The organism is Streptococcus infantis (assembly GCF_021497965.1).
Taxonomy (GTDB): Bacteria; Bacillota; Bacilli; order Lactobacillales; family Streptococcaceae; genus Streptococcus; species Streptococcus infantis_B.
On sequence record NZ_CP046525.1, the window covers coordinates 690531 to 713974 of the forward strand.

Annotated in this window: 23 protein-coding genes and 1 other annotated feature; of the genes, 15 read left to right on the forward strand and 8 right to left on the reverse strand. The window is 39.0% G+C overall.

What is annotated here, in order from left to right; genetic code table 11:
• Positions 1-11: 11 nt before the first annotated feature.
• Genes ffh through GOM46_RS03435 form a run of 3 tightly spaced genes read right to left on the reverse strand, consistent with a single transcriptional unit; the run spans position 12 to position 2144 of the window.
• Positions 12-1577, reverse strand: coding sequence for a signal recognition particle protein (gene ffh, locus GOM46_RS03425; RefSeq protein WP_235084043.1), 1566 nt, complete (start codon positions 1575-1577; stop codon positions 12-14).
• 16 nt (positions 1578-1593) lie between these two features.
• Positions 1594-1809, reverse strand: a complete 216-nt coding sequence (locus tag GOM46_RS03430; RefSeq protein ID WP_235084044.1) for a 2-oxoglutarate:acceptor oxidoreductase — start codon at positions 1807-1809, stop codon at positions 1594-1596.
• Positions 1810-1811: 2 nt separating this feature from the next.
• Positions 1812-2144, reverse strand: coding sequence for a putative DNA-binding protein (locus GOM46_RS03435; RefSeq protein ID WP_125374075.1), 333 nt, complete (start codon positions 2142-2144; stop codon positions 1812-1814).
• A gap of 153 nt (positions 2145-2297) precedes the next feature.
• On the opposite strand from GOM46_RS03435, the gene rnc reads away from it, so the two are divergent.
• From rnc to ftsY, 7 genes are all read left to right on the forward strand, one after another.
• Complete coding sequence (gene rnc, locus GOM46_RS03440; RefSeq protein ID WP_235084045.1) at positions 2298-2996, forward strand: ribonuclease III; 699 nt, start codon at positions 2298-2300, stop codon at positions 2994-2996.
• Entirely contained in the window at positions 2987-6526 is a 3540-nt protein-coding gene (gene smc / locus GOM46_RS03445; RefSeq protein WP_235084046.1) for a chromosome segregation protein SMC, read from the forward strand. Before rnc ends, smc begins: the two co-directional genes overlap by 10 nt.
• A gap of 87 nt (positions 6527-6613) precedes the next feature.
• Positions 6614-7273, forward strand: coding sequence for a trimeric intracellular cation channel family protein (locus GOM46_RS03450; protein ID WP_235084047.1), 660 nt, complete (start codon positions 6614-6616; stop codon positions 7271-7273).
• A 144-nt stretch (positions 7274-7417) separates the two neighbouring features.
• Positions 7418-7996 (forward strand): HD domain-containing protein, encoded by a 579-nt coding sequence (locus GOM46_RS03455; protein ID WP_235084048.1) that lies wholly within the window; start codon positions 7418-7420, stop codon positions 7994-7996.
• 130 nt (positions 7997-8126) lie between these two features.
• A complete protein-coding gene (locus tag GOM46_RS03460) occupies positions 8127-8918 on the forward strand; it encodes a Cof-type HAD-IIB family hydrolase (protein ID WP_235084049.1) in 792 nt (263 codons plus the stop codon).
• Positions 8918-9736 (forward strand): Cof-type HAD-IIB family hydrolase, encoded by an 819-nt coding sequence (locus GOM46_RS03465; protein WP_235084050.1) that lies wholly within the window; start codon positions 8918-8920, stop codon positions 9734-9736. The genes GOM46_RS03460 and GOM46_RS03465 overlap by 1 nt, the downstream gene beginning before the upstream one ends.
• A 3-nt stretch (positions 9737-9739) precedes the next feature.
• Positions 9740-11110 (forward strand): signal recognition particle-docking protein FtsY, encoded by a 1371-nt coding sequence (gene ftsY, locus GOM46_RS03470; RefSeq protein ID WP_235084051.1) that lies wholly within the window; start codon positions 9740-9742, stop codon positions 11108-11110.
• A 39-nt stretch (positions 11111-11149) separates the two neighbouring features.
• On the opposite strand, the gene zwf is transcribed toward ftsY, so the two are convergent.
• From zwf to GOM46_RS03485, 3 genes are all read right to left on the reverse strand, one after another.
• Positions 11150-12637 (reverse strand): glucose-6-phosphate dehydrogenase, encoded by a 1488-nt coding sequence (zwf, locus tag GOM46_RS03475; RefSeq protein WP_235084052.1) that lies wholly within the window; start codon positions 12635-12637, stop codon positions 11150-11152.
• 149 nt (positions 12638-12786) lie between these two features.
• Positions 12787-13527, reverse strand: a complete 741-nt coding sequence (locus GOM46_RS03480; RefSeq protein WP_006150592.1) for an amino acid ABC transporter ATP-binding protein — start codon at positions 13525-13527, stop codon at positions 12787-12789.
• Entirely contained in the window at positions 13527-14972 is a 1446-nt protein-coding gene (locus GOM46_RS03485) for an amino acid ABC transporter substrate-binding protein/permease (RefSeq protein ID WP_235084053.1), read from the reverse strand. Before GOM46_RS03485 ends, GOM46_RS03480 begins: the two co-directional genes overlap by 1 nt.
• Positions 14973-15152: 180 nt before the next feature.
• Here GOM46_RS03485 and uvrB point away from each other — a divergent pair, with 180 nt between their 5' ends.
• From uvrB to GOM46_RS03510, 5 genes are all read left to right on the forward strand, one after another.
• On the forward strand, positions 15153-17141 hold the full coding sequence (gene uvrB, locus GOM46_RS03490; protein ID WP_235084054.1) for an excinuclease ABC subunit UvrB: 1989 nt from the start codon (positions 15153-15155) through the stop codon (positions 17139-17141).
• 12 nt (positions 17142-17153) lie between these two features.
• Positions 17154-17651 carry a GNAT family N-acetyltransferase gene (locus tag GOM46_RS03495; RefSeq protein WP_235084055.1) on the forward strand — a complete coding sequence of 166 codons (498 nt, stop codon included), beginning with the start codon at positions 17154-17156 and terminating at the stop codon, positions 17649-17651.
• Positions 17652-17766: 115 nt separating this feature from the next.
• Positions 17767-18267: a hypothetical protein gene (locus GOM46_RS03500; RefSeq protein ID WP_235084056.1), complete on the forward strand. Its 501-nt coding sequence runs from the start codon at positions 17767-17769 to the stop codon at positions 18265-18267.
• 2 nt (positions 18268-18269) lie between these two features.
• Complete coding sequence (locus GOM46_RS03505) at positions 18270-18704, forward strand: hypothetical protein (protein WP_235084057.1); 435 nt, start codon at positions 18270-18272, stop codon at positions 18702-18704.
• Between the two features lie 19 nt (positions 18705-18723).
• Positions 18724-19191: an 8-oxo-dGTP diphosphatase gene (locus GOM46_RS03510; RefSeq protein WP_235084058.1), complete on the forward strand. Its 468-nt coding sequence runs from the start codon at positions 18724-18726 to the stop codon at positions 19189-19191.
• Here the strand turns inward: GOM46_RS03510 and GOM46_RS03515 are convergent.
• Both GOM46_RS03515 and GOM46_RS03520 read right to left on the reverse strand, forming a co-directional pair.
• The gene (locus tag GOM46_RS03515) at positions 19188-19703 is read right to left on the reverse strand and encodes a transcription repressor NadR (protein WP_235084059.1); all 516 of its coding nucleotides are present in this window, start codon (positions 19701-19703) and stop codon (positions 19188-19190) included. The two genes, GOM46_RS03510 and GOM46_RS03515, sit on opposite strands and share 4 nt — an antisense overlap.
• An 11-nt stretch (positions 19704-19714) precedes the next feature.
• Positions 19715-20242, reverse strand: a complete 528-nt coding sequence (locus GOM46_RS03520; protein ID WP_235084060.1) for a hypothetical protein — start codon at positions 20240-20242, stop codon at positions 19715-19717.
• 644 nt (positions 20243-20886) lie between these two features.
• Positions 20887-21022: a sequence feature (ribosomal protein L10 leader region), on the forward strand.
• A 38-nt stretch (positions 21023-21060) separates the two neighbouring features.
• Between GOM46_RS03520 and rplJ the strand changes: the two genes are divergently transcribed.
• The 3 genes from rplJ (at position 21061) to glyQ (ending at position 23328) form a co-directional block, all read left to right on the forward strand.
• Entirely contained in the window at positions 21061-21561 is a 501-nt protein-coding gene (rplJ, locus tag GOM46_RS03525) for a 50S ribosomal protein L10 (RefSeq protein ID WP_001287274.1), read from the forward strand.
• Positions 21562-21637: 76 nt separating this feature from the next.
• A complete protein-coding gene (gene rplL / locus GOM46_RS03530) occupies positions 21638-22006 on the forward strand; it encodes a 50S ribosomal protein L7/L12 (protein ID WP_001196964.1) in 369 nt (122 codons plus the stop codon).
• 404 nt (positions 22007-22410) lie between these two features.
• Positions 22411-23328: a glycine--tRNA ligase subunit alpha gene (gene glyQ / locus GOM46_RS03535; protein ID WP_000038760.1), complete on the forward strand. Its 918-nt coding sequence runs from the start codon at positions 22411-22413 to the stop codon at positions 23326-23328.
• Positions 23329-23444 lie beyond the last annotated feature (116 nt).

Here is a 23444-nt window from a genome sequence, read left to right on the forward strand (position 1 = left end):
TTGAGTCCTCTTTATTTGCGTTTTTTCTTAGCTTTTTTCATTTTGTTAGCCATGCGTTTCATGGATTGCTTCATAGCAAATTCACCGATTTTACCCTTGAGACCTCCACCGAGCATCTGGCTCATATCAGGCATACCAGCTCCTCCGAGAGCAGACATATCAGGCATGCCACCTTGTCCCATCATGCCTTCAAGGGCGGACATATCCATGCCACCAGGCATATTTTTAGGAAGGTTGTTAGGGTCAATACCCATTTGCTTCATCATCTTGTTCATGTCACCAGACATGACACCTTGCATGAGTTGTTTGGCTTGGTTAAAGTCCTTAATGAACTTGTTGACTTCTATGAAGGTGTTACCAGAACCAGCAGCGATACGACGACGACGGCTTGGTGTGAGCAAGTCTGGATTTTCACGTTCTTCTGGAGTCATAGAAGAGACGATGGCACGTTTGCGAGCAATTTGGCGCTCATCCACCTTCATGTTTTGAAGGGCAGGGTTGTTGGCCATGCCTGGAATCATTTTGAGCAAATCTTCCATTGGTCCCATATTTTGTACCTGATCCAACTGATCAATGAAATCGTTGAAATCAAAGGTATTTTCACGCATTTTTTCAGCCATTTCAAGGGCTTTTTGCTCATCGTATTCTTGGGAAGCTTTCTCAATCAGAGTCAGCATATCTCCCATACCGAGAATACGGCTGGCCATACGATCTGGGTGGAAGGTTTCAATGTCAGTAATCTTTTCACCAGTACCAGTGAACTTGATTGGTTTTCCAGTGATGTGACGAACAGAAAGGGCAGCACCACCACGAGTGTCACCGTCAATCTTTGTAAGGATGACACCAGTAACTTCTAATTGATTGTTAAATTCACGTGCAACGTTGGCAGCTTCTTGACCAATCATGGCATCGATGACAAGAAGAATTTCATTTGGTTGAGCAAGTGCTTTAACATCACGGAGCTCATTCATGAGAAGTTCGTCAATTTGTAAACGACCAGCTGTATCAATCAAGACATAGTCGTTATGGTTGGCTTTGGCTTGCTCCAAACCTTGGCGAACAATCTCCACTGCAGGAACTTCAGTTCCAAGTGCAAACACAGGAACATCAATCTGTTGTCCCAGTGTTTTCAATTGGTCGATAGCAGCAGGACGATAGATGTCAGCCGCGATCATCAATGGACGAGCATCCTCTTCCTTTTTGAGTTTATTAGCAAGTTTACCTGCAAAAGTTGTTTTACCAGCCCCTTGCAAACCGACCATCATGATAATAGTTGGGATTTTTGGAGACTTGATAATCTCAGCTGTATCTGAGCCAAGAACTGTTGTTAACTCTTCATTTACAATCTTGATGATTTGTTGGGCTGGATTGAGGGTATCAATCACTTCATGTCCGATTGCACGTTCACGAACTTTTTTGATAAAATCCTTAACCACAGGAAGAGCAACGTCGGCTTCTAAAAGAGCTAGACGAATTTCCTTGGTTGCTTCCTGGATATCGCTCTCTGTAATTTTTCCTTTTTTTCGTAAGTTTTTAAAGACGTTCTGCAAACGTTCTGTTAAATTTTCAAATGCCATTATTTTCTCCTATTTTTCAATTCAGTGGAAATCGTCCGAAATGTTGTAAACACTCTAGTTCTTCGGGTGTGACTTCTTTCATGATTTCATTTGGGTATCCCCAACAGCTAAAACCTATTTGCATAGCTTTGGAAATATCATTGGGCGAGATAATCTGTAGTCGACTAGGAAATGGTTCCTCTGCGGTTAATAGTTTGCAAGGTATTCCTTGATAAATAACTAGACAGCCCATGATTACTCCCGATTGTCGATACTTGTTAAAATCTCAACTTGCTCTTGTAGAAAAGCATCTTCTGGATAACGCTCCAAAATTTGATCAAAAATCTGACTGCGAACAATGTAGTCAGAATACATATGAAGCTTCATTTCATAATCTTCCAGTATCTTTTCTGTACGTTTGATATTATCATAAACAGCCTGACGACTGACGCCGAACTCTTCTGCAATTTCAGCTAAACTATAGTCGTCTGCATAGTAGAGCTCGATATAGTTCATCTGCTTATCAGTCAAAAGGGCTGCATAAAATTCAAACAGAGCATTCATTCGATTGGTTTTTTCAATTTCCATAAGATTTATTATACCAAAAAATAGCTTGAACTGCTAGTAATGGATTGACTTTAGAGATAAGTGAGAAAAAGTCGTTTTAACGGTTATTTTCTGACTATGAATCCTTTTTTTGGTATAATGGAGTGTATTATAATGTTTTAGAAAGAGGTTCTTATGAAAGAATTAGAAGCCGTGTTAGAGCAACGTTTTGATCTTGTTTTTTCAGATAAACAATTACTTGAAACAGCTTTTACTCACACTAGTTATGCAAACGAGCACCGCCTCTTAAAAATTTCACACAATGAACGCTTGGAATTTTTAGGAGACGCTGTTCTGCAATTATTGATTTCAGAATATCTGTACAAGAAATATCCAAAAAAACCAGAAGGTGATTTATCTAAACTTCGTGCCATGATTGTTCGCGAGGAGAGTTTAGCTGGTTTTGCGCGTGATTGCCAGTTTGATCAGTTTATCAAGCTAGGAAAAGGAGAAGAAAAATCAGGTGGTCGCAATCGTGATACCATCTTGGGAGATGCCTTTGAAGCCTTTTTGGGTGCTCTTCTTTTAGACAAGAATCTGGCTAGAGTGAAGGATTTTATTTATCAAGTCATGATACCAAAAGTAGAAGCCGGCGATTTTGAAATGATTAAAGACTACAAGACTCACTTGCAAGAATTACTCCAAGTCAATGGTGATGTCGATATTCGTTATCAAGTGATATCAGAGATTGGACCTGCCCATGATAAGATGTTCCAAGTGGAAGTCCTTGTTGAAGGGAAAAGTCTTGGAACTGGTCAAGGACGTTCAAAAAAATTAGCAGAGCAGGAAGCCGCAAAAAATGCAGTTGAGGAAGGGCTGGATTCATGTATTTAAAGGAAATTGAGATTCAGGGATTTAAGTCCTTTGCTGACAAGACCAAGATTGTTTTTGACCAGGGGGTTACAGCAGTTGTAGGACCTAATGGTTCTGGAAAATCAAACATCACGGAAAGTCTGCGTTGGGCACTAGGTGAATCTAGTGTAAAAAGTTTACGTGGGGGGAAGATGCCTGATGTTATCTTTGCAGGAACAGAAAGTAGAAAACCTTTAAACTATGCTTCTGTGGTTGTTACCCTAGATAACCAGGACGGCTTCATCAAAGATGCAGGTCAGGAAATTAAGGTAGAGCGTCACATCTATCGTACAGGAGATAGTGAGTACAAGATTGACGGCAAAAAAGTCCGTCTTCGTGATATACATGATCTCTTCTTAGATACTGGACTTGGGCGCGATTCCTTCTCTATTATTTCCCAAGGGAAGGTTGAAGAGATCTTCAACTCTAAACCTGAAGAACGTCGGGCTATTTTTGAAGAAGCTGCCGGAGTTTTGAAGTATAAGACTCGTCGCAAAGAGACGGAAAGCAAGCTCCAACAAACACAAGACAATCTAGACCGTTTGGAAGATATCATTTATGAGCTAGATAATCAAATCAAGCCCTTAGAAAAGCAAGCAGCAACAGCTCGTAAATTTATAGAATTAGATGGTCAGCGTAAAGCTATCTACTTGGATGTTTTGGTTGCACAAATTCAAGCAAGTAAAGCTGAATTGGATCTAACAGAAGAAGAATTAAATCAAGTTCAAGAACTTTTGACCAGCTACTATCAGAAACGTGAAGAGTTAGAAGAAGAAAACCAAACTCTCAAAAAGAAACGTCATGACTTGCAATCTGAGATGACAAAAGACCAGTCCACACTGATGGATTTGACTGGTTTAATCAGTGAATTAGAACGTAAGTTAGCCCTGTCTAAACTGGAAACAGAGCAAGTCGCTCTCAATCAACAAGAAGCTCAGGCACGTTTGGCTAGTTTGGACGAAAAGAGAAATGCTCTCATTCAGGAGAAGGAAGAAAAAGAAGCAAATCTCAGTCAGTTAGAAGAAAATTTAGCGGTCAATACGAAGGAACTCAATCGTTTAGAAGCAGAATTATTAGCTTTTTCTGATGATCCAGATCAAATGATTGAGCAATTGCGTGAACGTTTTGTGGCTTTCTTACAGGAAGAAGCGGATGTGTCTAACCAGCTGACACGTATTGAAAATGACCTTGAAAATAGTCGCCAACAGACTCAAAAGCAAGAAGAACAATTAGAATCCTTGAAGGAACAATTGGCTTCTGCCAAGTCCAAGGCTAGTGAGCAAGAGCATGCCCTTAAATCAGCTAAAGAAAAGGTACAAAGCTTACTTGCTGACTATCAGACCAATGCTAAGCAAGAAGAAGAACAAAAGCAGGCTTATCAAAGTCAGCAAAATCAACTCTTTGACCGTTTGGATAGTCTGAAAAACAAACAGGCCAAGGCGCAAAGTTTGGAAAACATTCTTAAGAACCATAGCAATTTTTATGCGGGTGTTAAGAGTGTTCTCCAAGAAAAAAATCGCTTGGGTGGTATTATCGGAGCAGTCAGTGAACATTTAACCTTTGATGTTCGTTATCAGACAGCTCTTGAAATTGCACTTGGTGCAAGTAGCCAACACATCATCGTTGAAGACGAACAGGCAGCGACTAAAGCTATCGACTTCCTTAAACGAAATCGAGCTGGTCGTGCGACTTTCCTACCTTTGACAACCATTAAGGCTCGTAGCATTTCAGGTCAGAATCAAGATGTGATTGCCTCAAGTCCTGGTTTTCTTGGTATGGCAGATGAACTGGTTACCTTTGATGCCAAGCTTGAAGCTATCTTTAAAAATCTGCTAGCTACCACAGCTATCTTTGATACAGTTGAGCATGCGCGTGATGCTGCTCGTAAGGTACGCTATCAAGTTCGTATGGTAACGCTAGACGGTACAGAACTACGAACAGGTGGTTCTTATGCTGGTGGTGCCAATCGTCAAAATAACAGCATTTTCATCAAGCCTGAATTGGAGCAGTTGCAAAAAGAGATTGCTCAAGAAGAAAAACTTCTTCGCCAAGAGGAAGAAAATCTGAAGTCAGTTCAAGAAGCCTTGAATGAACTTAGTCAAACTTTGGAGACCATTAAGTACCAGGGAGAGCAAGCTCGTATCCAGGAACAAGGCTTGTACTTAGCTTATCAACAAACTAGCCAGCAGGTCGAAGAACTTGAGACACTCTTGAAACTTCAGGAGCAAGAATTAACTAATCTCAGAGGTGGAGATTGGCAAGCTGAAAAGGAAAAATGCCAAGAACGTCTCGCAATTATTGCAACTGAAAAACAAAAGCTGGAATCTGAAATCGAAGAAATCAAATCCAATAAAAATGCTATTCAGGAACGCTACCAAAACTTGCAGGAAAAAATTTCTCAAGAGCGTCTGCTTAAAACAGAAATGCTTGGACAGAAGCGTTATGAAGTTGCCGATATTGAACGGATTAACAATGAACTTGAGAACCTCAATAACGAGCAAGAAGAGATTGAACGTCTTTTGCAAGAAAAAGTAGACAATCTTGAAAAAGTTGATACAGAACTTTTGGCCAAGCAAGAAGCAGAAGCCAAGAGTCAGAAGGAAGAAATTCAACAAGGATTGATTCGTAAGCAGTTTGAACTCGATGACATTGAGGGACAACTGGATGATATTGCTAGTCATTTAGAACAAGCTCGTCAGCAAAATGAAGAATGGATTCGTAAGCAAACACGTGCGGAAGCGACTAAAGAGAAGATTACAGATCGTCTTCGTTATCTTCAAGGCCAGCTGACAGAGGAATATCAGATTAGCTATACGGAAGCTTTAGAGCAAGCCAATCTGTTAGAAGATTTGGCAACCGCTGAACAAAAGGTTAAGGATTTGGAAAAATCCATTCGTTCACTTGGTCCGGTCAATTTGGATGCCATTGAACAGTTTGACGAAGTACACGAACGCTTGGAATTCTTGAATACTCAACGAGATGATATTCTTTCTGCTAAGAATTTGCTTCTTGAAACCATTACAGAGATGAATGATGAAGTGAAAGAGCGCTTTAAATCAACATTCGAAGCTATTCGGGAGTCCTTTAAAGTGACCTTCAAGCAGATGTTTGGTGGTGGTCAAGCAGACCTAATCCTGACAGAAGGAGATTTATTGACTGCAGGTGTCGAAATCTCTGTGCAACCACCAGGTAAGAAAATCCAATCCCTCAACCTCATGAGTGGTGGGGAGAAAGCCTTGTCAGCTCTAGCTTTGCTCTTCTCAATCATTCGTGTTAAGACTATTCCATTTGTAATTTTGGATGAGGTAGAAGCTGCACTTGACGAGGCAAACGTTAAACGTTTTGGTGATTATCTCAATCGATTTGATAAGGACAGCCAATTTATCGTCGTTACCCACCGTAAGGGAACAATGGCAGCTGCAGACTCTATCTATGGAGTAACTATGCAAGAATCTGGTGTATCAAAGATTGTCTCTGTAAAACTAAAAGATTTAGAGAATATGGATGCTTAGTTAGTGCTCGTTACAAATTTTCAGCTTAGCATTTAGAATGACCTTTAAGAAGTCAAAAGGGTTACAAAAATAATTTGAGGAGCTTATATGGATTTTGATCTATTCCTAATGGTTTGTAATTATATTGGGACAATAGCTTTTGCAGCGTCCGGAGCCATCAAAGGATTTGGTAAACGTTTAGATATTTTTGGAATCAGTTTATTGGCAATTGTAACTGCAGTAGGCGGAGGAATCCTAAGAGATTCCATCATTAGTCGCTTTCCAGCTTCTCTAGCAGATCCTAGCCCCATTTATGTCTCTATCCTAGTAGCTGTTATCATGTATGTCTTTGTGACTTCAAAACAGGCCAATGCGAGTCATGATAAAAAGTTCTATAAGTGGTTGAGGGAAGCCTATCTCATCTTTGATTCCATTGGGTTGATTATCTTTTCCTTGATTGGAGCGACGGCTTTGGCAGATAGTAAGTTGAATTTGATGTCTGCAGGTATTTTGGCCTGTTTAACGGGAGCAGGTGGTGGTATTATCCGAGACCTCCTGATCAATGAAGTTCCAAGTGTTCTAAAAGAAGATATCTATGCCCTTCTATCTTTCGTGATTGGAGTAGTATACTACTGGCTAGCCTTTGTCCTTCATTTTCCAAGAATTACTGCCTTTATCATTCTCTCTATTGTTGGTTTTGTGATTCGACTTTGTATCATTAAATTTCGACTCTCTTTACCAAATATGGATAAGAGAACCTTGAACTGATGAATAAGCGAGACTTATTTTATATAGGCGTCTAATCTCGTATAGATTAGGCGCTATTTTATTTTTTGCAAATACGGGAAATATTTGATGAAATTAATATTTTTTGGTATTATATCTAAAATTTAAAATAAGATAGGAGCAGCAATGAGTAATTTGAAGAATTCGGTTGATTTTATTAAAGAAATAGAGAAATTAAAGTCAGTAACAAGATTTAATAGAACTCTTGATGGAAGATTTGAAAATAGTGCTGAGCATTCTTGGCAGGGTGCCATAGCTGCAATGGTTCTTCAAGATTATTATCCTGAAAAATTGAATATGGAAAAAGTGATTTCTATGTTACTGATTCATGATTTAGGTGAGATTTATGCCGGAGATACTTGGGTTTTTGATAATGAAAAAAAGGTTCATTCTCATGATAGAGAGCTAGAATCTATAGAAAAAACAATGAGCCTCCTTCCAAAAGAGAAATATTTGAATATGAAAAATTTGTGGTTGGAATTTGAAAAAGGGCATAGTTCTGAAGCAAGATATGCAAGAGTTATCGATGCATTGGTACCACTGATAAATCATTTAGAAGTATCAGAATTAAATTATAACCCTGATAATATCAGTGCAGACATGGTATTAGAAAAGAAAAAGTTCATAAAAAGTGAATCTGAAGAATTATGGAAATTGACAGAAAAGTTAATTCAGGAAAGTGTAGAGAAGGGCTTATATTTATAATAAGAATTGGCTCTTTGGATTGATTTTTAGTATATTAATGCGTGTCATCCTGCACGTCTTTTTTGCTTTTTCTATGGTATATCTATGGTATAATAGAAGATAGATTTATAACTGGAGAATGTATGTATTTATGATTAAACTAGTCGCAACGGATATGGACGGGACTTTTCTAGATGAAGCGGGCCAATTTGATATGGAGCGCTTAAAAGCTCTTCTCTCTTCATATAAAAAACGAGGAATTTATTTTGCTGTTGCATCGGGACGTGGACTCTTGTCGCTTGAAAAGCATTTTGCGGATGTCAAAGATGAGATTATCTTCATTGCTGAAAATGGGAGTCTCGTTCGCTTTCATGGACAAGACCTCTATGAAGCAACCATGCCACGTGATTTTTACCTGTCAACTTTTGAAAAGCTAAAGACTTCCCCTTATTTCGATGAGAAGAAGATGCTCTTGACTGGTAAGAAAGCTTGCTATGTTTTAGATACTGTAGATGAAACCTATCTCATGTTTAGTCATCATTACAATGAGAATATTCAAAAAGTAGCCAGTCTCGAAGACATTACCGATGAGATTTTCAAATTCACAACGAACTTTACAGAAGAGACAGTAGAAGCCGGAGAAGCTTGGGTCAATGAACATGTGTCTGGTGTTAAGGCTATGACTACAGGGTTTGAATCAATCGATATTGTTCTAGACTATGTTGATAAGGGAGTTGCTATTGTCGAATTGGCTAAGAAGTTAAATCTAGATATGGATCAAGTGATGGCCTTCGGTGACAATCTCAATGACCTTCACATGATGCAGGTTGTAGGACATCCGGTCGCACCTGAAAATGCTCGTCCAGAGATTTTAGAACTAGCTGAAACAGTTATCGGTCACCACAAAGACCAATCAGTTATTGCTTATATGGAGGGATTGTAATGGCAGATATTAAATTAATTGCCCTAGACTTGGATGGAACTTTGCTGACGACAGACAAAAAATTGACAGAACGTACCAAGGCCACTTTGAAGGCTGCGCGTGAACAAGGAGTCAAGGTAGTCCTAACAACTGGACGTCCCCTAAAGGCTATGGATTTCTTCCTCAAAGAACTTGGAACAGATGGTCATGAGGATGAGTATACTATTACTTTTAATGGCGGTTTGGTTCAAAAAAATACGGGTGAAATCCTTGATAAGACAGTATTTTCAATTGATGATGTGAGTCGTATTTACGAAGAAACTGAAAAACTAAATATTCCCTTAGATGCTATTTCTGAAGGCATCGTTTATCAGATTCAATCAGACCAAGAAAGTTTATACTCTCAGTTTAACCCAGCTTTAACCTTCATTCCAACCGCCTTTGAAGATTTGTCTAGTCAGATTACTTACAATAAGTGTGTCACTGCCTTTCCTCAAGAACCCTTGGATGCAGCTATTCTGAAGATTTCTCCTGAATTGTTTGACAAATATGAAATTTTTAAATCACGTGAACTCTTGCTAGAATGGTCACCAAAGAATGTTCATAAAGCGACAGGACTAGCTAAGTTAATTGAGCATTTAGGAATTGACCAAAGTCAAGTGATGGCTTGTGGAGATGAAGCTAATGATCTTTCGATGATTGAATGGGCAGGTCTTGGTGTAGCCATGCAAAATGCTGTGCCTGAGGTCAAAGCAGTTGCAAACGTAGTAACTCCTATGACCAATGACGAGGAAGCAGTCGTCTGGGCAATTGAAAAATATGTACTGAAGGAGAATTAAAGTATGGGATTATTTGACCGTTTATTTGGGAAAATAGAAGAACCAAAAATTGAAGATGTCGTTAAAGAAGCATTAGAAAACATTGATTTATCAGATGATAACGAGCAAAACGAGGCATCGGAATCTGAAAATGCTGAAGTGACAGAACCAGAAGAAGTTATCTTACCTGCTGAACCTCAGGAAGAAACAAATGAAGACTCACCTGCAGTAGAGGTTGTAGAAGAAGCTATCATTGAACCTCTTGATGAAGTTGAAGTTTCTCAAGATGAATCAAATCTATTTGAAGAGGCAGAAAGTCCTCAAGTGGAATCATCTCACGTTGAAGATATGACTTCAAGCGATGAAGAAGAAGAGGATTTTAATCAACTTCAATCAGACGAAACAGAATCAGAAATTTTTGAAGAAGAGGAAGCAAATCAAGCAACCGAGGAAACTCCTCAAGTACAAGAGACTGTACAGGAAAAGTATGATCGTAGTCTCAAGAAAACTCGTACGGGATTTGGTGCCCGTTTGAATGCCTTCTTCGCTAATTTCCGCTCAGTTGATGAAGAATTCTTTGAAGAACTAGAAGAACTCTTAATCATGAGTGACGTTGGTGTCCAGGTGGCTTCAAATCTTACGGAAGAATTGCGTTATGAAGCCAAGCTAGAAAATGCTAAGAAACCTGAAGCACTTCGTCGTGTTATCATCGAAAAATTGGTGGAGCTGTATGAGAAGGATGGCAACTACAACGAAAGTATTAATTTCCAAGATGGGTTGACTGTCATGCTCTTTGTAGGTGTTAATGGTGTCGGAAAGACAACATCAATCGGTAAATTAGCTCATCGCTACAAACAAGCTGGGAAGAAGGTCATGCTTGTTGCTGCGGATACCTTCCGTGCTGGTGCAGTAGCTCAGCTAGCAGAATGGGGTCGTCGTGTCGGTGTGCCTGTTGTAACGGGTCCAGAAAAAGCTGATCCAGCCAGTGTGGTCTTTGATGGAATGGAACGTGCAGTAGCAGAAGGTATTGATATTCTCATGATTGATACAGCTGGACGTTTGCAAAACAAAGAAAACTTAATGGCAGAGTTGGAAAAAATTGGTCGTATCATCAAGCGTGTTGTGCCTGAAGCACCTCATGAAACCTTCCTAGCTCTAGATGCCTCAACTGGTCAAAATGCTCTTGTACAAGCTAAAGAATTTTCAAAAATCACTCCTTTGACAGGTATTGTATTGACCAAGATTGATGGAACAGCTCGAGGTGGTGTCGTTCTTGCTATCCGTGAAGAGCTCAATATCCCTGTTAAGTTGATTGGTTTTGGTGAAAAAATCGATGATATCGGTGAATTCAATTCTGAAAACTTTATGAAGGGGCTTTTAGAAGGTTTACTATAAAAGAAAATCCTGCAAGAATTCTTGCAGGATTGTTTTTGATTATTCTAATCGACCATCTTCACGATAGGCGATATCCGGTTGCCAAGTCCATTCAGCTCCGTATTTTTTGAGTAAATCAAAGCTAGCTTGAGGTCCCATGCTACCAGCTTTGTAGTCATGGAGTGGAGCACCGTTTTCAGCCCAAAGTTTCTCAATACGGTCAATCAATTTCCATGATGCGCTTACTTCTTCCCAGTGGCTGAAGTTGGTTGAATTATTGTTCAAAACATCATAGATCAGTTTTTCATATGGATCTGGTGAAGCACCTGTAGCTGTAGCATCAGTTCTGTAGTCAAGCGAATTATGTGCAAGTTTGAACTCTTCTCCAACTTCTTTACCGTTAAGGCTAAGAGAGAATCCTTCAGTTGGTTGGATGTAGATTGTAAGCACATTCGGTGCTAGTGGTTCTCCGAAAATAGAATCCATTTGTTTGAAGACAATGTTCACGTGTGTTCCTTTTTCAGTCATTCGTTTACCTGTACGGAAGAAGAAAGGTACATCACGGAAGCGGTCGGTATCTACAAAGAAGGCACCTGAAGCAAATGTTTCTGTCATAGATTCAGGGTTGACATTTGGTTCGCTACGATAAGAAATATATTTCATGCCATCGACTTTACCCGAACGATATTGACCACGGATGAAGTGCTCTTTGAGTTCTTCGTCTTTAGGGTGGTAAAGGTTCTTGAAGACCTTGATTTTTTCAGCTCGAATATCATCCTTTGTAAAGCTTGCAGGTTTGTCCATAGCAAGGAGTGATAGGAGCTGGAGGGTATGGTTTTGAACCATGTCACGAAGGGCACCAGACTCATCATAGTAACCACCACGCTCCTCAACACCTAGACGTTCTGCAAAGGTAATCTGAACATTATCAATGTGCTCACGATTCCAAACATTTTCAAAAATCATGTTGGCAAAACGGATAGCAAAAATACTTTGAATCATTTCTTTACCGAGATAGTGGTCAATACGATAGATTTGCTCTTCGTTAAAAGTAGCAAGGAGTTCTTCGTTTAGTTTGCTTGCAGTCTCATAGTCTGTTCCAAAAGGTTTTTCAACAATCAAACGTTCAAAGCCTTTACCGTCAACGATTTGCTCTGACTTGAGGTGCTTGGCGATGGTACCAAAGAATTGAGGTGCCATAGAGAGGAAAAAGAGCTTGTTGTGTTCAGCTTGATATTTTTCGTTTAACTCAGCCTGAAGCTTGCGTAATTCGATGTAGTGCTCAGTGTCATTAACATCGTGACTTTGATAGTAAAAATGACTAGCAAATGCTTGAGCTTCTTCTACGCTATCTGCCAAGTCCAAAATAGATTCGACAACAACAGATTCGAAATACTCTTTACTCCAAGGTCTACGAGCAGTTCCAATAACAGCAAAATGATCAGATAGATTACCTGATTTGTAAAGTCTAAAAAGTGAAGGGTAGAGCTTGCGTTTAGCCAAATCTCCACTTGCACCGAAAATTGTAACAATAACTTTAGATGACATCCAGCTACCTAATTTCTATTTTGTTTCCTAGTCCAACTAGGCATGGGAAAACCCCATTTTCATATCCTTTATTTTATCATAATTTTCTAAAAAATCCAAAATTCCAATACAAATAAGAAAAAAACTGCAAGGTATCCCTTGCAGTTTTTTTAAGCGTTAAGGACCTTGTCCAAAAATTCTTTTAGACGAGGGTGTTGTGGGTTATCAAAGATTTGATCAGGAGTTCCATCTTCTAGAAATTCACCGTCTGCAGTAAAGATAACACGATTGGCAACCTTACGCGCAAATCCCATCTCGTGAGTTACGATGATCATAGTCATGCCTTGCTCTGCCAATTCCTTCATAACGTTAAGAACGTCGCCAACCATTTCAGGGTCAAGGGCAGAAGTTGGCTCATCAAAGAGCATGATATCAGGGTTCATTGCTAAACCTCGAGCAATAGCTACACGTTGTTTTTGTCCACCAGACAAACTATCAGGATTAGCATTGGCCTTGTCAGCAAGTCCAACCTTTTCAAGAAGTTCCATGCCTAATTTTTCAGCTTCTGGTTTGGTTAATAACTTATGCTCAATAGGAGCGAAAGTGATATTTTCCAAAACTGTCATATGTGGAAAGAGATTGAAGTGCTGGAACACCATTCCTACATTTTCACGAACATGGTCCACGTTGGTTGCTTTGTCAGTCAAATCATAACCATTAACTGTAATATGACCTTTTGTACCTTCCTCAAGGAGATTCAAGCTACGCAAGAAAGTTGACTTACCTGAACCAGAAGGACCGATGATACAAACAACATCACCTTCGTAGAATTTTACAGAGATTCCTTTAAGAACCTTGTTTTTTCCATATTGTTTATGTAAATTATCGACATCAATTTTTAATTTTGCCATTATTGAATCCTCTTTTCTAAGCGTTTAGCTAGTCTAGTTAGAAGAGTGATAATCACAAGGTAAAAGACTGCGAGAATTGCATACATTTTGAAACTTTGGTAATTACGAGCAATGATAATCTTTCCAGTTTGGAAAAGTTCAACCAAACCGATTGCAGATACGATCGTTGTATCTTTCAAAGCGATAACAAATTGGTTAACGAAGTTTGGAAGCATGAGTTTGGTTGCTTGAGGCAAGACAATCTTACGCATGGTTTTTCCATATGAAATACCAAGACTTCGACTAGCTTCCATTTGTCCAACAGGAACGGCCTTAATACCACCACGAACAATTTCAGCGATGTAAGCTGCTGAGTTTAGGGAGAGGGCGATTGTACCAGCGACAAAGTCGTTGATTGGACTTTGTTGTCCTGTAAGGGACTCGATAAAGTTAGGAATGCCCCAGAAAATAAATGCTGCAAGAATCATCAAAGGAATTCCACGGATGACGTCAACAAAAATCTCTGAAATCAAACGAAGTGATTTATATGGGCTGACGCTAAACATACCAAAGATAATTCCGATGAAAATAGCGATGGCAAATGAAACAAGGGCTAAGGCAAGAGTAATTCCAAGGCCGTTAAGGAGTTGTTTGTAGTTATTTTTCAACAAGCCCCAAATAGTTGTCTCATCAGCAGTTGAAGTTGTCGTAGTAGAATCACTAGCTAGATACTTATCAAGAATCTTTTGGAATTCTCCATTTGCCTTAAGGTTTGCGAGTCCCTTGTTAAACTTCTCTAGCAATTCTGGATTGCTTCCTTTTTTTACTGCAAAGGCAGTTTCACCAATTGGAGTACCTGCGATTGGTGTTTTTAACTTTTGTCCTTGACTGATAGAGTATTTAATAACAGGTTCGTCGTCCATAACGGCATCAATTGAACCAGTATTTAAACTATCATACATAGATGCAGCATCTGAAAAAGTTTTGATTTTGTAACCGTATTTACTTTGGTTCTCGTTTAGGAAGGTTTGTGAAGCAGTACCATTTTTCACACCTACAGTCTTACCGTTCAAATCTTCATAAGAAGAAATAGTACTTGATTCCTTAACACCAAGAATAGTATTAGCTGTATAGTAAGAATCAGAGAAATCAAAGGTTTCTTTACGAGCATCAGTCACTGACATACCTGCAATGATACCGTCTGCTTGTCCAGATTGGACTGCGTTAATAGCAGCGTCAAAACCAGGGTTGGTGATTTCTATTTCAAAGCCTTGGTCTTCAGCGATAGCCTTGATTAGATCCATATCGATACCAGTGTATTGGTTGCTTGAGTCCTGGAAAACAAATGGTGCAAATGACGAGTCACTGGCAATGACATACTTGGTTTTCTCAGTATCAGCTTTTACTAGTCCTAATGAAAAAATAGGAAATAAAATAAGCAAATAAGCTAGAATTTTTTTCTTCATGTGATGTCTCCTTTCAGGGTATTTTCAAATTATAGCAGAAATAATTGAATCCGGCAACCATTTTGTGTTTTTCGTGTCAGAAGATATGACATGCATTTAACAGAGATAGAAATTTGAGAAACAGAAAGTCTTTCCCTTTTATGGTAAAATAGAAATATAGAAAATGTGTATGAGGCTATTATGATCAATAGAATTACAGACAACAAATTTAAACTTGTATCCAAATACCAACCTTCTGGGGACCAACCGCAGGCCATTGAGCAGTTGGTTGATAACATCGAAGGGGGTGAGAAAGCCCAAATCCTGATGGGTGCGACAGGTACAGGAAAGACCTATACCATGAGTCAAGTGATTGCGCAAGTTAATAAGCCAACCTTGGTCATTGCCCACAATAAGACACTAGCAGGCCAGCTCTATGGAGAGTTCAAGGAATTTTTCCCAGAGAATGCTGTTGAGTACTTCGTTTCTTACTATGATTACTACCAGCCAGAAGCTTATGTGCCCTCTAGCGATACCTATATCGAAAAAGATAGTTCGGTCAATGACGAGATTGATAAGCTCCGCCACTCAGCAACATCAGCTTTGTTGGAGCGTAATGATGTTATCATTGTAGCATCTGTTTCTTGTATCTATGGTTTGGGTTCTCCGAAGGAATATGCTGATAGTGTGGTAAGTTTGCGTCCAGGTCTTGAGATTTCTCGTGACAAACTGCTCAATGATTTGGTTGACATTCAGTTTGAACGCAACGACATCGATTTTCAGCGTGGAAGATTCCGTGTGCGTGGGGATGTGGTGGAGATTTTCCCAGCCTCTCGGGATGAACATGCTTTTCGCGTAGAGTTTTTCGGCGATGAGATCGATCGCATCCGTGAAGTCGAAGCTCTGACAGGGCAAGTTCTGGGCGAAGTGGATCATTTGGCGATTTTCCCAGCCACTCACTTTGTGACCAATGATGACCACATGGAAGTAGCGATTGCTAAGATCCAGGCCGAGTTGGAGGAGCAGTTAGCTCTCTTTGAGAAGGAAGGTAAGCTCCTTGAAGCCCAGCGTTTGAAACAGCGTACTGAGTATGATATTGAGATGCTCCGTGAAATGGGTTATACAAATGGTGTCGAAAACTACTCCCGTCACATGGATGGACGAAGCGAAGGAGAGCCTCCGTATACGCTTCTTGATTTCTTCCCTGATGATTTTTTGATTATGATAGATGAGAGCCACATGACCATGGGACAGATTAAGGGCATGTATAATGGAGACCGTTCTCGTAAGGAAATGTTGGTTAATTATGGTTTCCGTTTACCTTCTGCCCTAGACAACCGTCCTCTTCGTCGGGAAGAGTTTGAAAGTCATGTTCACCAGATTGTCTACGTTTCAGCGACACCTGGTGATTACGAGATGGAACAAACAGACACTGTGATTGAGCAAATCATCCGTCCGACTGGTCTTTTGGATCCAGAGGTAGAAGTGCGTCCAACTATGGGACAGATTGATGACCTCTTAGGTGAAATCAATGCCCGTGTTGAAAAGAACGAGCGTACCTTTATTACTACCTTGACCAAGAAAATGGCAGAAGATTTGACTGACTATTTCAAAGAAATGGGCATCAAAGTCAAGTACATGCACTCGGATATCAAGACCTTGGAGCGAACGGAGATTATTCGTGATTTGCGTTTAGGAGTCTTTGATGTCTTGGTTGGAATCAACCTCCTTCGCGAAGGGATTGACGTACCAGAGGTAAGTTTGGTTGCCATTCTTGATGCAGACAAGGAAGGTTTCCTCCGTAATGAACGTGGTCTTATCCAAACCATCGGTCGATCTGCTCGTAATAGTGAAGGTCATGTCATCATGTATGCTGATACTATGACTCAATCTATGCAAAAAGCTATCGATGAAACAGCCCGTCGTCGTAAAATTCAGATGGCCTATAATGAAGAGCATGACATTATTCCAAAAACCATTAAGAAGGAAATCCGTGACCTTATTTCTGTCACAAAAGCTGTGGCTAAGGAAGAAGACAAGGAAGTCGATATCAATAGCCTCAACAAACAGGAGCGCAAAGAACTAGTCAAGAAACTGGAAAAACAAATGCAAGAAGCCGTCGAAGTGCTTGACTTTGAGTTGGCAGCGCAAATACGTGATATGATGCTGGAAGTCAAGAGTTTGGACTAGTAGGAGGGAAGAATGAAGATTATCATTAAAACAATGGAAACTCCTGAAGAGATAGAAGGAAAATCTCTCGTTCATTGGCAAACGTGGAGAGAGGCTTATGACAATCTTTTACCCGCGGAATATCAGGAGACGATGACATTAGATAGATGTCGTTTCTTTAGTCAAAAGTATCCAGAAAATACCTTGATTGCGATGGATGGAAAGAAGGTCGTTGGATTTATCAGCTATGGAAATTTTTGTGATGCAGCCATTCAAGCTGGTGAAATCATCGCCTTATATGTTTTAAAAGATTACTATGGAAAAGGTGTGAGTAAACAGTTAATGCATGCTGCATTTGCTGCTCTCGATCATTTCTCTGAAATTTATTTATGGGTATTGAAAGATAATAAGCGAGCCATTGCTTTCTATCAAAAAATGGGTTTTACTTTTGATGGTCAAGAAAAAATACTTGAACTTGGAAAACCTGTTAAGGAATTGCGGATGATGTGTTCTTCAAATAAAAAGTCCTAAAGGAAGTCCCTATCAATCTTTGAAACATTATCAATTAATCAAGTATAAAAAGTGAAATAGATAGAATGAAACAAAGAGATGAAGGAGAAGAAGAAAATGGGGAAAATTCACTCAAATGAAAAATAATAGAAGAAAATTAAATACAAAAAAGAATCTATCAAGGCAAGAAGTTTTTCAGTCCTGGCTAGATTCTCATAAAATTATAGGCTTTTTCCTGATCCTTGGTCTCATCTTAGGAATAGGAATAGGTATCAATCTTATTTTTAATAGTCTTCCTATTCCGTCGCCCTATAGAGATATCAACTATAGTTTTCCAATATATATAAATATTTTTTGTCTGGTATATCGATTATTTGACTATTGGTTCCTAGACTTGACTAGGACAAGAATGACGATAAAAAGATATGCAGATTTATTTATCTATCTTAATAGTATCGGTTTAATAGTTCATCTCTTTATTGGGATTGGTGGGAAAAATAGTAAAGGAATTTTGCCATCTCTCTTATCCCTAGATCGCCGCTATATTTGGTTTCCTATAGCATCCTATCTGATCTTTTTCAGTTTGGCATTTATTATAACTCTAGTAATGAAATATATTGAAAAGAAAAGGAGTTAATCATGACGAAACATCTAACTGTTTTTAGAATTATTTACCTTTTGTTCCTGGTATTTGTACTGATTCATTTTATCTTAGGTTTGTTCGGTTTAGCTTTTACACCTATCGTGTGGAATATCTGGTTTTTGGCCCTTGGCTTAACCTTGTTTATTCATCCATGGACAATCTTCTATAAAACTAGAATTTTTCAATGGCATCATCTTATTTTTCAGGCTCTCAGTGGTTTTTTTGCACTTTTAATCTGGTTGATGATATTCTTTTTCCTATCTTTCATTCCAGACTCATCGATTCCTGTCAGTATAGACTATCAAGTTAATACTAAAGACAAGGAGATAAGGATTAATAGAGGATCTTTTCTTGATGATATTCGAGAATATCACGACTGGATTAATCCTTTGATTATGAAATCTAAAGTTAAGTATAAGATAGAAAATTAAAGATTAGAAAGTGGGTCCTATGTCTCGAGCACAATTAACCATTCTTACCAATATTTGTTTGATTGAAGACCTTGAAAAGCGGCGCGTGGTTATGCAGTATCGATCACCTGAAACCAACCACTGGTCTGGCTACGCTTTTCCAGGAGGTCATGTTGAAAATGGAGAGGCTTTTGCAGAGTCAGTTATCCGAGAAATCTATGAAGAGACAGGTCTGACAATCCAAAATCCTCAACTGGTTGGCATTAAAAATTGGCCACTGGATACAGGTGAGCGCTACATTGTCTTTTGTTACAAGGCGACTGAGTTTACTGGTACTCTCCGTTCTTCAGAAGAAGGAGAAGTCTCTTGGGTACAAAAAGACCAGATTCCAAATTTGGATCTGGCCTATGATATGTTACCTTTGATGGAGATGATGGAAGCTCCAGACAAGTCTGAATTTTTTTATCGTCACCGTACAGAAGACGGATGGGAAAAGGAAATATTCTAATCTTTGACTAAATAACCTAGCTGATCCAAGGCCTTCTCGATATAGAGGAGGTCTTGTTTGCTTTCAGCCTCAACCAAATGGTAGTGTATTCCATCTGTTAATTCTGATAGGGGGCGAAAATCTGAAGATTCAGCTTGGTTTAAAAAGTGTTCTACATCTCGTCTACAACTCAACTTAAGAAGGGTTTCAATTTCTCCGTAGACAGGATGGTCAATGAGAATATTTTGTACCCGACCTCCGTTATCAACAATAGCAAGTAGTTCTTGTTCCATGTCTTCCTCTTTGTGTTTAACCTTAAAGAGTTTGTGAACAAAAGGATTGGCTTTATTTTCTTTATATATATAGCCACGATTGGTTGATAGAATAGGAGCTCCATTAGCACGCAGCACAGCGATATCCTGAACAATGATCTGTCGAGTCACGTGAAAATATTCTGCTAAACTTTGGCCATTCATTGGCTTTTGAGCTTCCTTTAAAAGTTGAATAAGTGCTTCTTTTCGGTCTTTAGTCATGATTTACTTTCTTAATGGCGTTTTTTTAAAGCTTTGTAAACAGCTAATGCTAAGTAATAGTCTATCATACTATGAACAATAGTTCCAAAACCAACTAATACAAACAAGACGTAGAACATATTTTTTAAGTCTGTTCCTGTACTAGCATAAAAGATGATACAAGCAAAGACTTCCGCGATAGCATGTACTAAACCAAGTACAAAGTTAAAAATCAAGGAAGATTTCTTGTTGTCCAAGGTTTGAGGATATTTTTGAAGGTAGAAAGCTCCCAGGGTTCCAAAGAAGATATGAGAGAAGGCGCGAAGTACGATGACAATTGGATAACCCGCTAGCAGGAAGCCGATACTAGAAGCAACGATGACAAAAATTGCCATCCAAGGCGAGAGAAACATAGCGATAAAAATAGCTACGTGACTTCCAAGAGTGTAGGAAGCGGGTGGGATAACGATTTTAAATGGCATCACTAAAGGAATCAAAATAGCGATAGCTGTCAGCAATGCGGTTAAAGTCATGAATTGGGTTTTCTTTTTTGTATTCATAATAACTCCTTATATCTGTATATACAGTTGTATAGTATACTAAATATTTTTCCCCGTCAAGAGAGAAATTGAATTTTGAGGAAAAAATAGTTAAAATAAAGTAAAGTAAAGTATCTTAGAAAGAGCAGAGAGTCAAGATGATAGATATTCTTTATCCAATTTTTATCATTCATTACATATCTAAGCAGAAAAAAATAAGATTCAAAGTATCAAAATTCACAACATTTACAGCCTATTGTTTTTTGATTATATCTTTAATTAGAATTGCATTTGGATCCTTAGGACTATTCCTTTTCTCGATTCCCATATTCGGTTTCCTCTATTTTGCAGTTATAGGTGAAATTCTTTTTCATATTAGCATCATTTACGGAATCATTTTACTTTTCTTGTCCTTAACGCTATTCCTAGACAGTCAAAAAAGTAATCAAGATATCCAAATGACAGAAAATACTCCGTTTATATTTCATGTCCTAATGTTAGCATTTCATGCGCTCTTAATCTATACTACCTTGGTACCAATCTTTTCAATTCAATGATAAAATCTAAGTATTTTCTTCCATAAACATCAGTAGAAGCAGGACAAAAAATAATCATTTTTTTTACAAAAAGACTTGCTTTGAAGTAACAAGTGTGATATACTTATACACGGTTTGAAAAAACTGCCTAAGACAGTAGGGGAGCTAGACTCATAAATATCCTACCGAGGACAAAACGTATCATGTAAAAAGAAGCGTATTGTACTTTCGTGTCTAGGTTTGGGCGCGTTTTTCTTTTGGAAAAATTCCCCAAGCAAAATAATTACGGAGGTGAACACACTAATGAGTGAAGCAATTATTGCTAAGAAAGCGGAACTAGTTGACGTAGTAGCTGAGAAAATGAAAGCTGCTGCATCAATCGTCGTTGTAGACGCTCGTGGTTTGACAGTTGAACAAGATACAGTTCTTCGTCGTGAGCTTCGTGGAAGCGAAGTTGAGTATAAAGTTATTAAAAACTCAATCTTACGTCGTGCAGCTGAAAAAGCTGGTCTTGAAGATCTTGCATCTGTTTTTGTTGGACCATCTGCAGTAGCATTTTCTAACGAAGATGTTATCGCACCAGCGAAAATCTTGAACGACTTTGCTAAAAACGCTGAAGCACTTGAAATCAAAGGTGGTGCAATCGAAGGCGCTGTCGCATCAAAAGAAGAAATCGTTGCTCTTGCAACTCTTCCAAACCGCGAAGGACTTCTTTCTATGCTCCTTTCTGTACTTCAAGCGCCAGTTCGCAACGTTGCTCTTGCAGTCAAAGCGGTTGCAGACAACAAAGAAGACGCAGCTTAATCATAAGCTACGCAGCGTAGCCTAGCTACAAAAAATTATAAAAATTAAAATTAAACTTATTTTGGAGGAAATAACAATGGCATTGAACATTGAAAACATTATTGCTGAAATTAAAGAAGCTTCAATCCTTGAATTGAACGACCTTGTAAAAGCTATCGAAGAAGAATTTGGTGTAACTGCAGCTGCTCCTGTAGCTGTTGCTGCAGCTGGTGCTGCTGACGCTGGTGCTGCTAAAGACTCATTTGACGTTGAATTAACAGCTGCTGGTGACAAAAAAGTTGGCGTTATCAAAGTTGTACGTGAAATCACTGGTCTTGGACTTAAAGAAGCTAAAGAACTTGTTGATGGTGCACCAGGTGTCATCAAAGAAGGCGTTCCAACTGCAGAAGCTGAAGAAATCAAAGCTAAATTGGAAGAAGCTGGAGCTTCAGTTACTCTTAAATAATAGAGTGACTACATTTGTAGCTTAAAAATATGATTAAACCACTATTCTTAGGATTAGTGGTTTTTCTTTTGTTCGAAAAGTGTTACAAGAACAATAGTTGTTCTATCTTTAGATTATTTAGTAGTGATTCCTTATGTAAAAAATTTACTTTTTAATTCCTTTCTGTTATAATAGATGGCAAGAAAGAATATCTTATCAGTAGATCCTAAGCGAGCCTGTGGTAGTGGGAGTCAGGTGGTTAAGAGATAAGTGTGGCGCTTTTGGTATTTTAATAAAAGTAATGAAGTAATAAATTAGGGTGGAACCGCGTTTCTGACGCCCCTAGGTCAAACGACTTAGGAGCAAAGACACGGTTCTTTTTGTATCCTGAGTCGGACACCATCATATAGAAAAAGGAGTAAAATATGTCTAAAAAATTGACATTCCAAGAAATTATTTTGACTTTGCAACAATACTGGAATGACCAGGGTTGTATGCTGATGCAGGCTTATGATAATGAAAAGGGTGCGGGAACCATGAGTCCTTATACTTTCCTCCGTGCCATCGGTCCTGAGCCATGGAATGCTGCTTATGTAGAGCCATCTCGTCGTCCAGCAGATGGTCGTTACGGGGAAAACCCAAACCGTCTTTACCAACACCACCAATTCCAAGTGGTTATGAAACCATCACCTTCAAACATCCAAGAACTCTACCTTGAGTCGTTGGAGAAATTGGGAATCAATCCTTTGGAACACGATATTCGTTTCGTTGAAGATAACTGGGAAAACCCATCAACTGGTTCAGCTGGTCTTGGATGGGAAGTATGGCTTGATGGTATGGAAATCACTCAGTTCACTTACTTCCAACAAGTAGGTGGTTTGGCAACAGGTCCTGTTACTGCTGAGGTTACCTACGGATTGGAACGTTTGGCTTCTTATATTCAAGAAGTAGACTCAGTTTACGATATTGAGTGGGCTCCAGGAGTGAAATACGGAGAAATCTTCCTTCAACCAGAATATGAGCATTCAAAATACAGCTTTGAAGTTTCTGACCAAGATATGCTTCTTGAAAACTTCGAAAAATTTGAAAAAGAAGCAGGACGTGCTTTGGAATTGGGACTTGTACACCCAGCCTATGATTACGTTTTGAAATGTTCACATACCTTCAACTTGCTTGATGCTCGTGGAGCGGTATCAGTTACAGAACGTGCAGGTTACATTGCCCGCATCCGTAACTTGGCTCGTGTCGTAGCCAAAACCTTCGTTGCAGAACGCAAGAAACTCGGCTACCCACTTCTAGATGAAGCCACACGCGCAAAACTCTTAGCAGAAGAGGAAGAATAAAGAGAGCGTATTAGATGGGATTGGCTGATAGAGCAATCCTACAGAACCAGTTGCCACAGTGATAATTGTCTCGTTAGAGAAACTAACGATACCAGGCAAAATTGGAGACTTTAGGC

Coding starts and splice junctions, on each gene's coding strand:
- ffh (WP_235084043.1), bottom strand. CDS start 1,577: ATGGCATTTGAAAATTTAACAGAACGTTTGCAGAACGTCTTTAAAAAC.
- GOM46_RS03430 (WP_235084044.1), bottom strand. CDS start 1,809: ATGGGCTGTCTAGTTATTTATCAAGGAATACCTTGCAAACTATTAACC.
- GOM46_RS03435 (WP_125374075.1), bottom strand. CDS start 2,144: ATGGAAATTGAAAAAACCAATCGAATGAATGCTCTGTTTGAATTTTAT.
- rnc (WP_235084045.1), top strand. CDS start 2,298: ATGAAAGAATTAGAAGCCGTGTTAGAGCAACGTTTTGATCTTGTTTTT.
- smc (WP_235084046.1), top strand. CDS start 2,987: ATGTATTTAAAGGAAATTGAGATTCAGGGATTTAAGTCCTTTGCTGAC.
- GOM46_RS03450 (WP_235084047.1), top strand. CDS start 6,614: ATGGATTTTGATCTATTCCTAATGGTTTGTAATTATATTGGGACAATA.
- GOM46_RS03455 (WP_235084048.1), top strand. CDS start 7,418: ATGAGTAATTTGAAGAATTCGGTTGATTTTATTAAAGAAATAGAGAAA.
- GOM46_RS03460 (WP_235084049.1), top strand. CDS start 8,127: ATGATTAAACTAGTCGCAACGGATATGGACGGGACTTTTCTAGATGAA.
- GOM46_RS03465 (WP_235084050.1), top strand. CDS start 8,918: ATGGCAGATATTAAATTAATTGCCCTAGACTTGGATGGAACTTTGCTG.
- ftsY (WP_235084051.1), top strand. CDS start 9,740: ATGGGATTATTTGACCGTTTATTTGGGAAAATAGAAGAACCAAAAATT.
- zwf (WP_235084052.1), bottom strand. CDS start 12,637: ATGTCATCTAAAGTTATTGTTACAATTTTCGGTGCAAGTGGAGATTTG.
- GOM46_RS03480 (WP_006150592.1), bottom strand. CDS start 13,527: ATGGCAAAATTAAAAATTGATGTCGATAATTTACATAAACAATATGGA.
- GOM46_RS03485 (WP_235084053.1), bottom strand. CDS start 14,972: ATGAAGAAAAAAATTCTAGCTTATTTGCTTATTTTATTTCCTATTTTT.
- uvrB (WP_235084054.1), top strand. CDS start 15,153: ATGATCAATAGAATTACAGACAACAAATTTAAACTTGTATCCAAATAC.
- GOM46_RS03495 (WP_235084055.1), top strand. CDS start 17,154: ATGAAGATTATCATTAAAACAATGGAAACTCCTGAAGAGATAGAAGGA.
- GOM46_RS03500 (WP_235084056.1), top strand. CDS start 17,767: ATGAAAAATAATAGAAGAAAATTAAATACAAAAAAGAATCTATCAAGG.
- GOM46_RS03505 (WP_235084057.1), top strand. CDS start 18,270: ATGACGAAACATCTAACTGTTTTTAGAATTATTTACCTTTTGTTCCTG.
- GOM46_RS03510 (WP_235084058.1), top strand. CDS start 18,724: ATGTCTCGAGCACAATTAACCATTCTTACCAATATTTGTTTGATTGAA.
- GOM46_RS03515 (WP_235084059.1), bottom strand. CDS start 19,703: ATGACTAAAGACCGAAAAGAAGCACTTATTCAACTTTTAAAGGAAGCT.
- GOM46_RS03520 (WP_235084060.1), bottom strand. CDS start 20,242: ATGAATACAAAAAAGAAAACCCAATTCATGACTTTAACCGCATTGCTG.
- rplJ (WP_001287274.1), top strand. CDS start 21,061: ATGAGTGAAGCAATTATTGCTAAGAAAGCGGAACTAGTTGACGTAGTA.
- rplL (WP_001196964.1), top strand. CDS start 21,638: ATGGCATTGAACATTGAAAACATTATTGCTGAAATTAAAGAAGCTTCA.
- glyQ (WP_000038760.1), top strand. CDS start 22,411: ATGTCTAAAAAATTGACATTCCAAGAAATTATTTTGACTTTGCAACAA.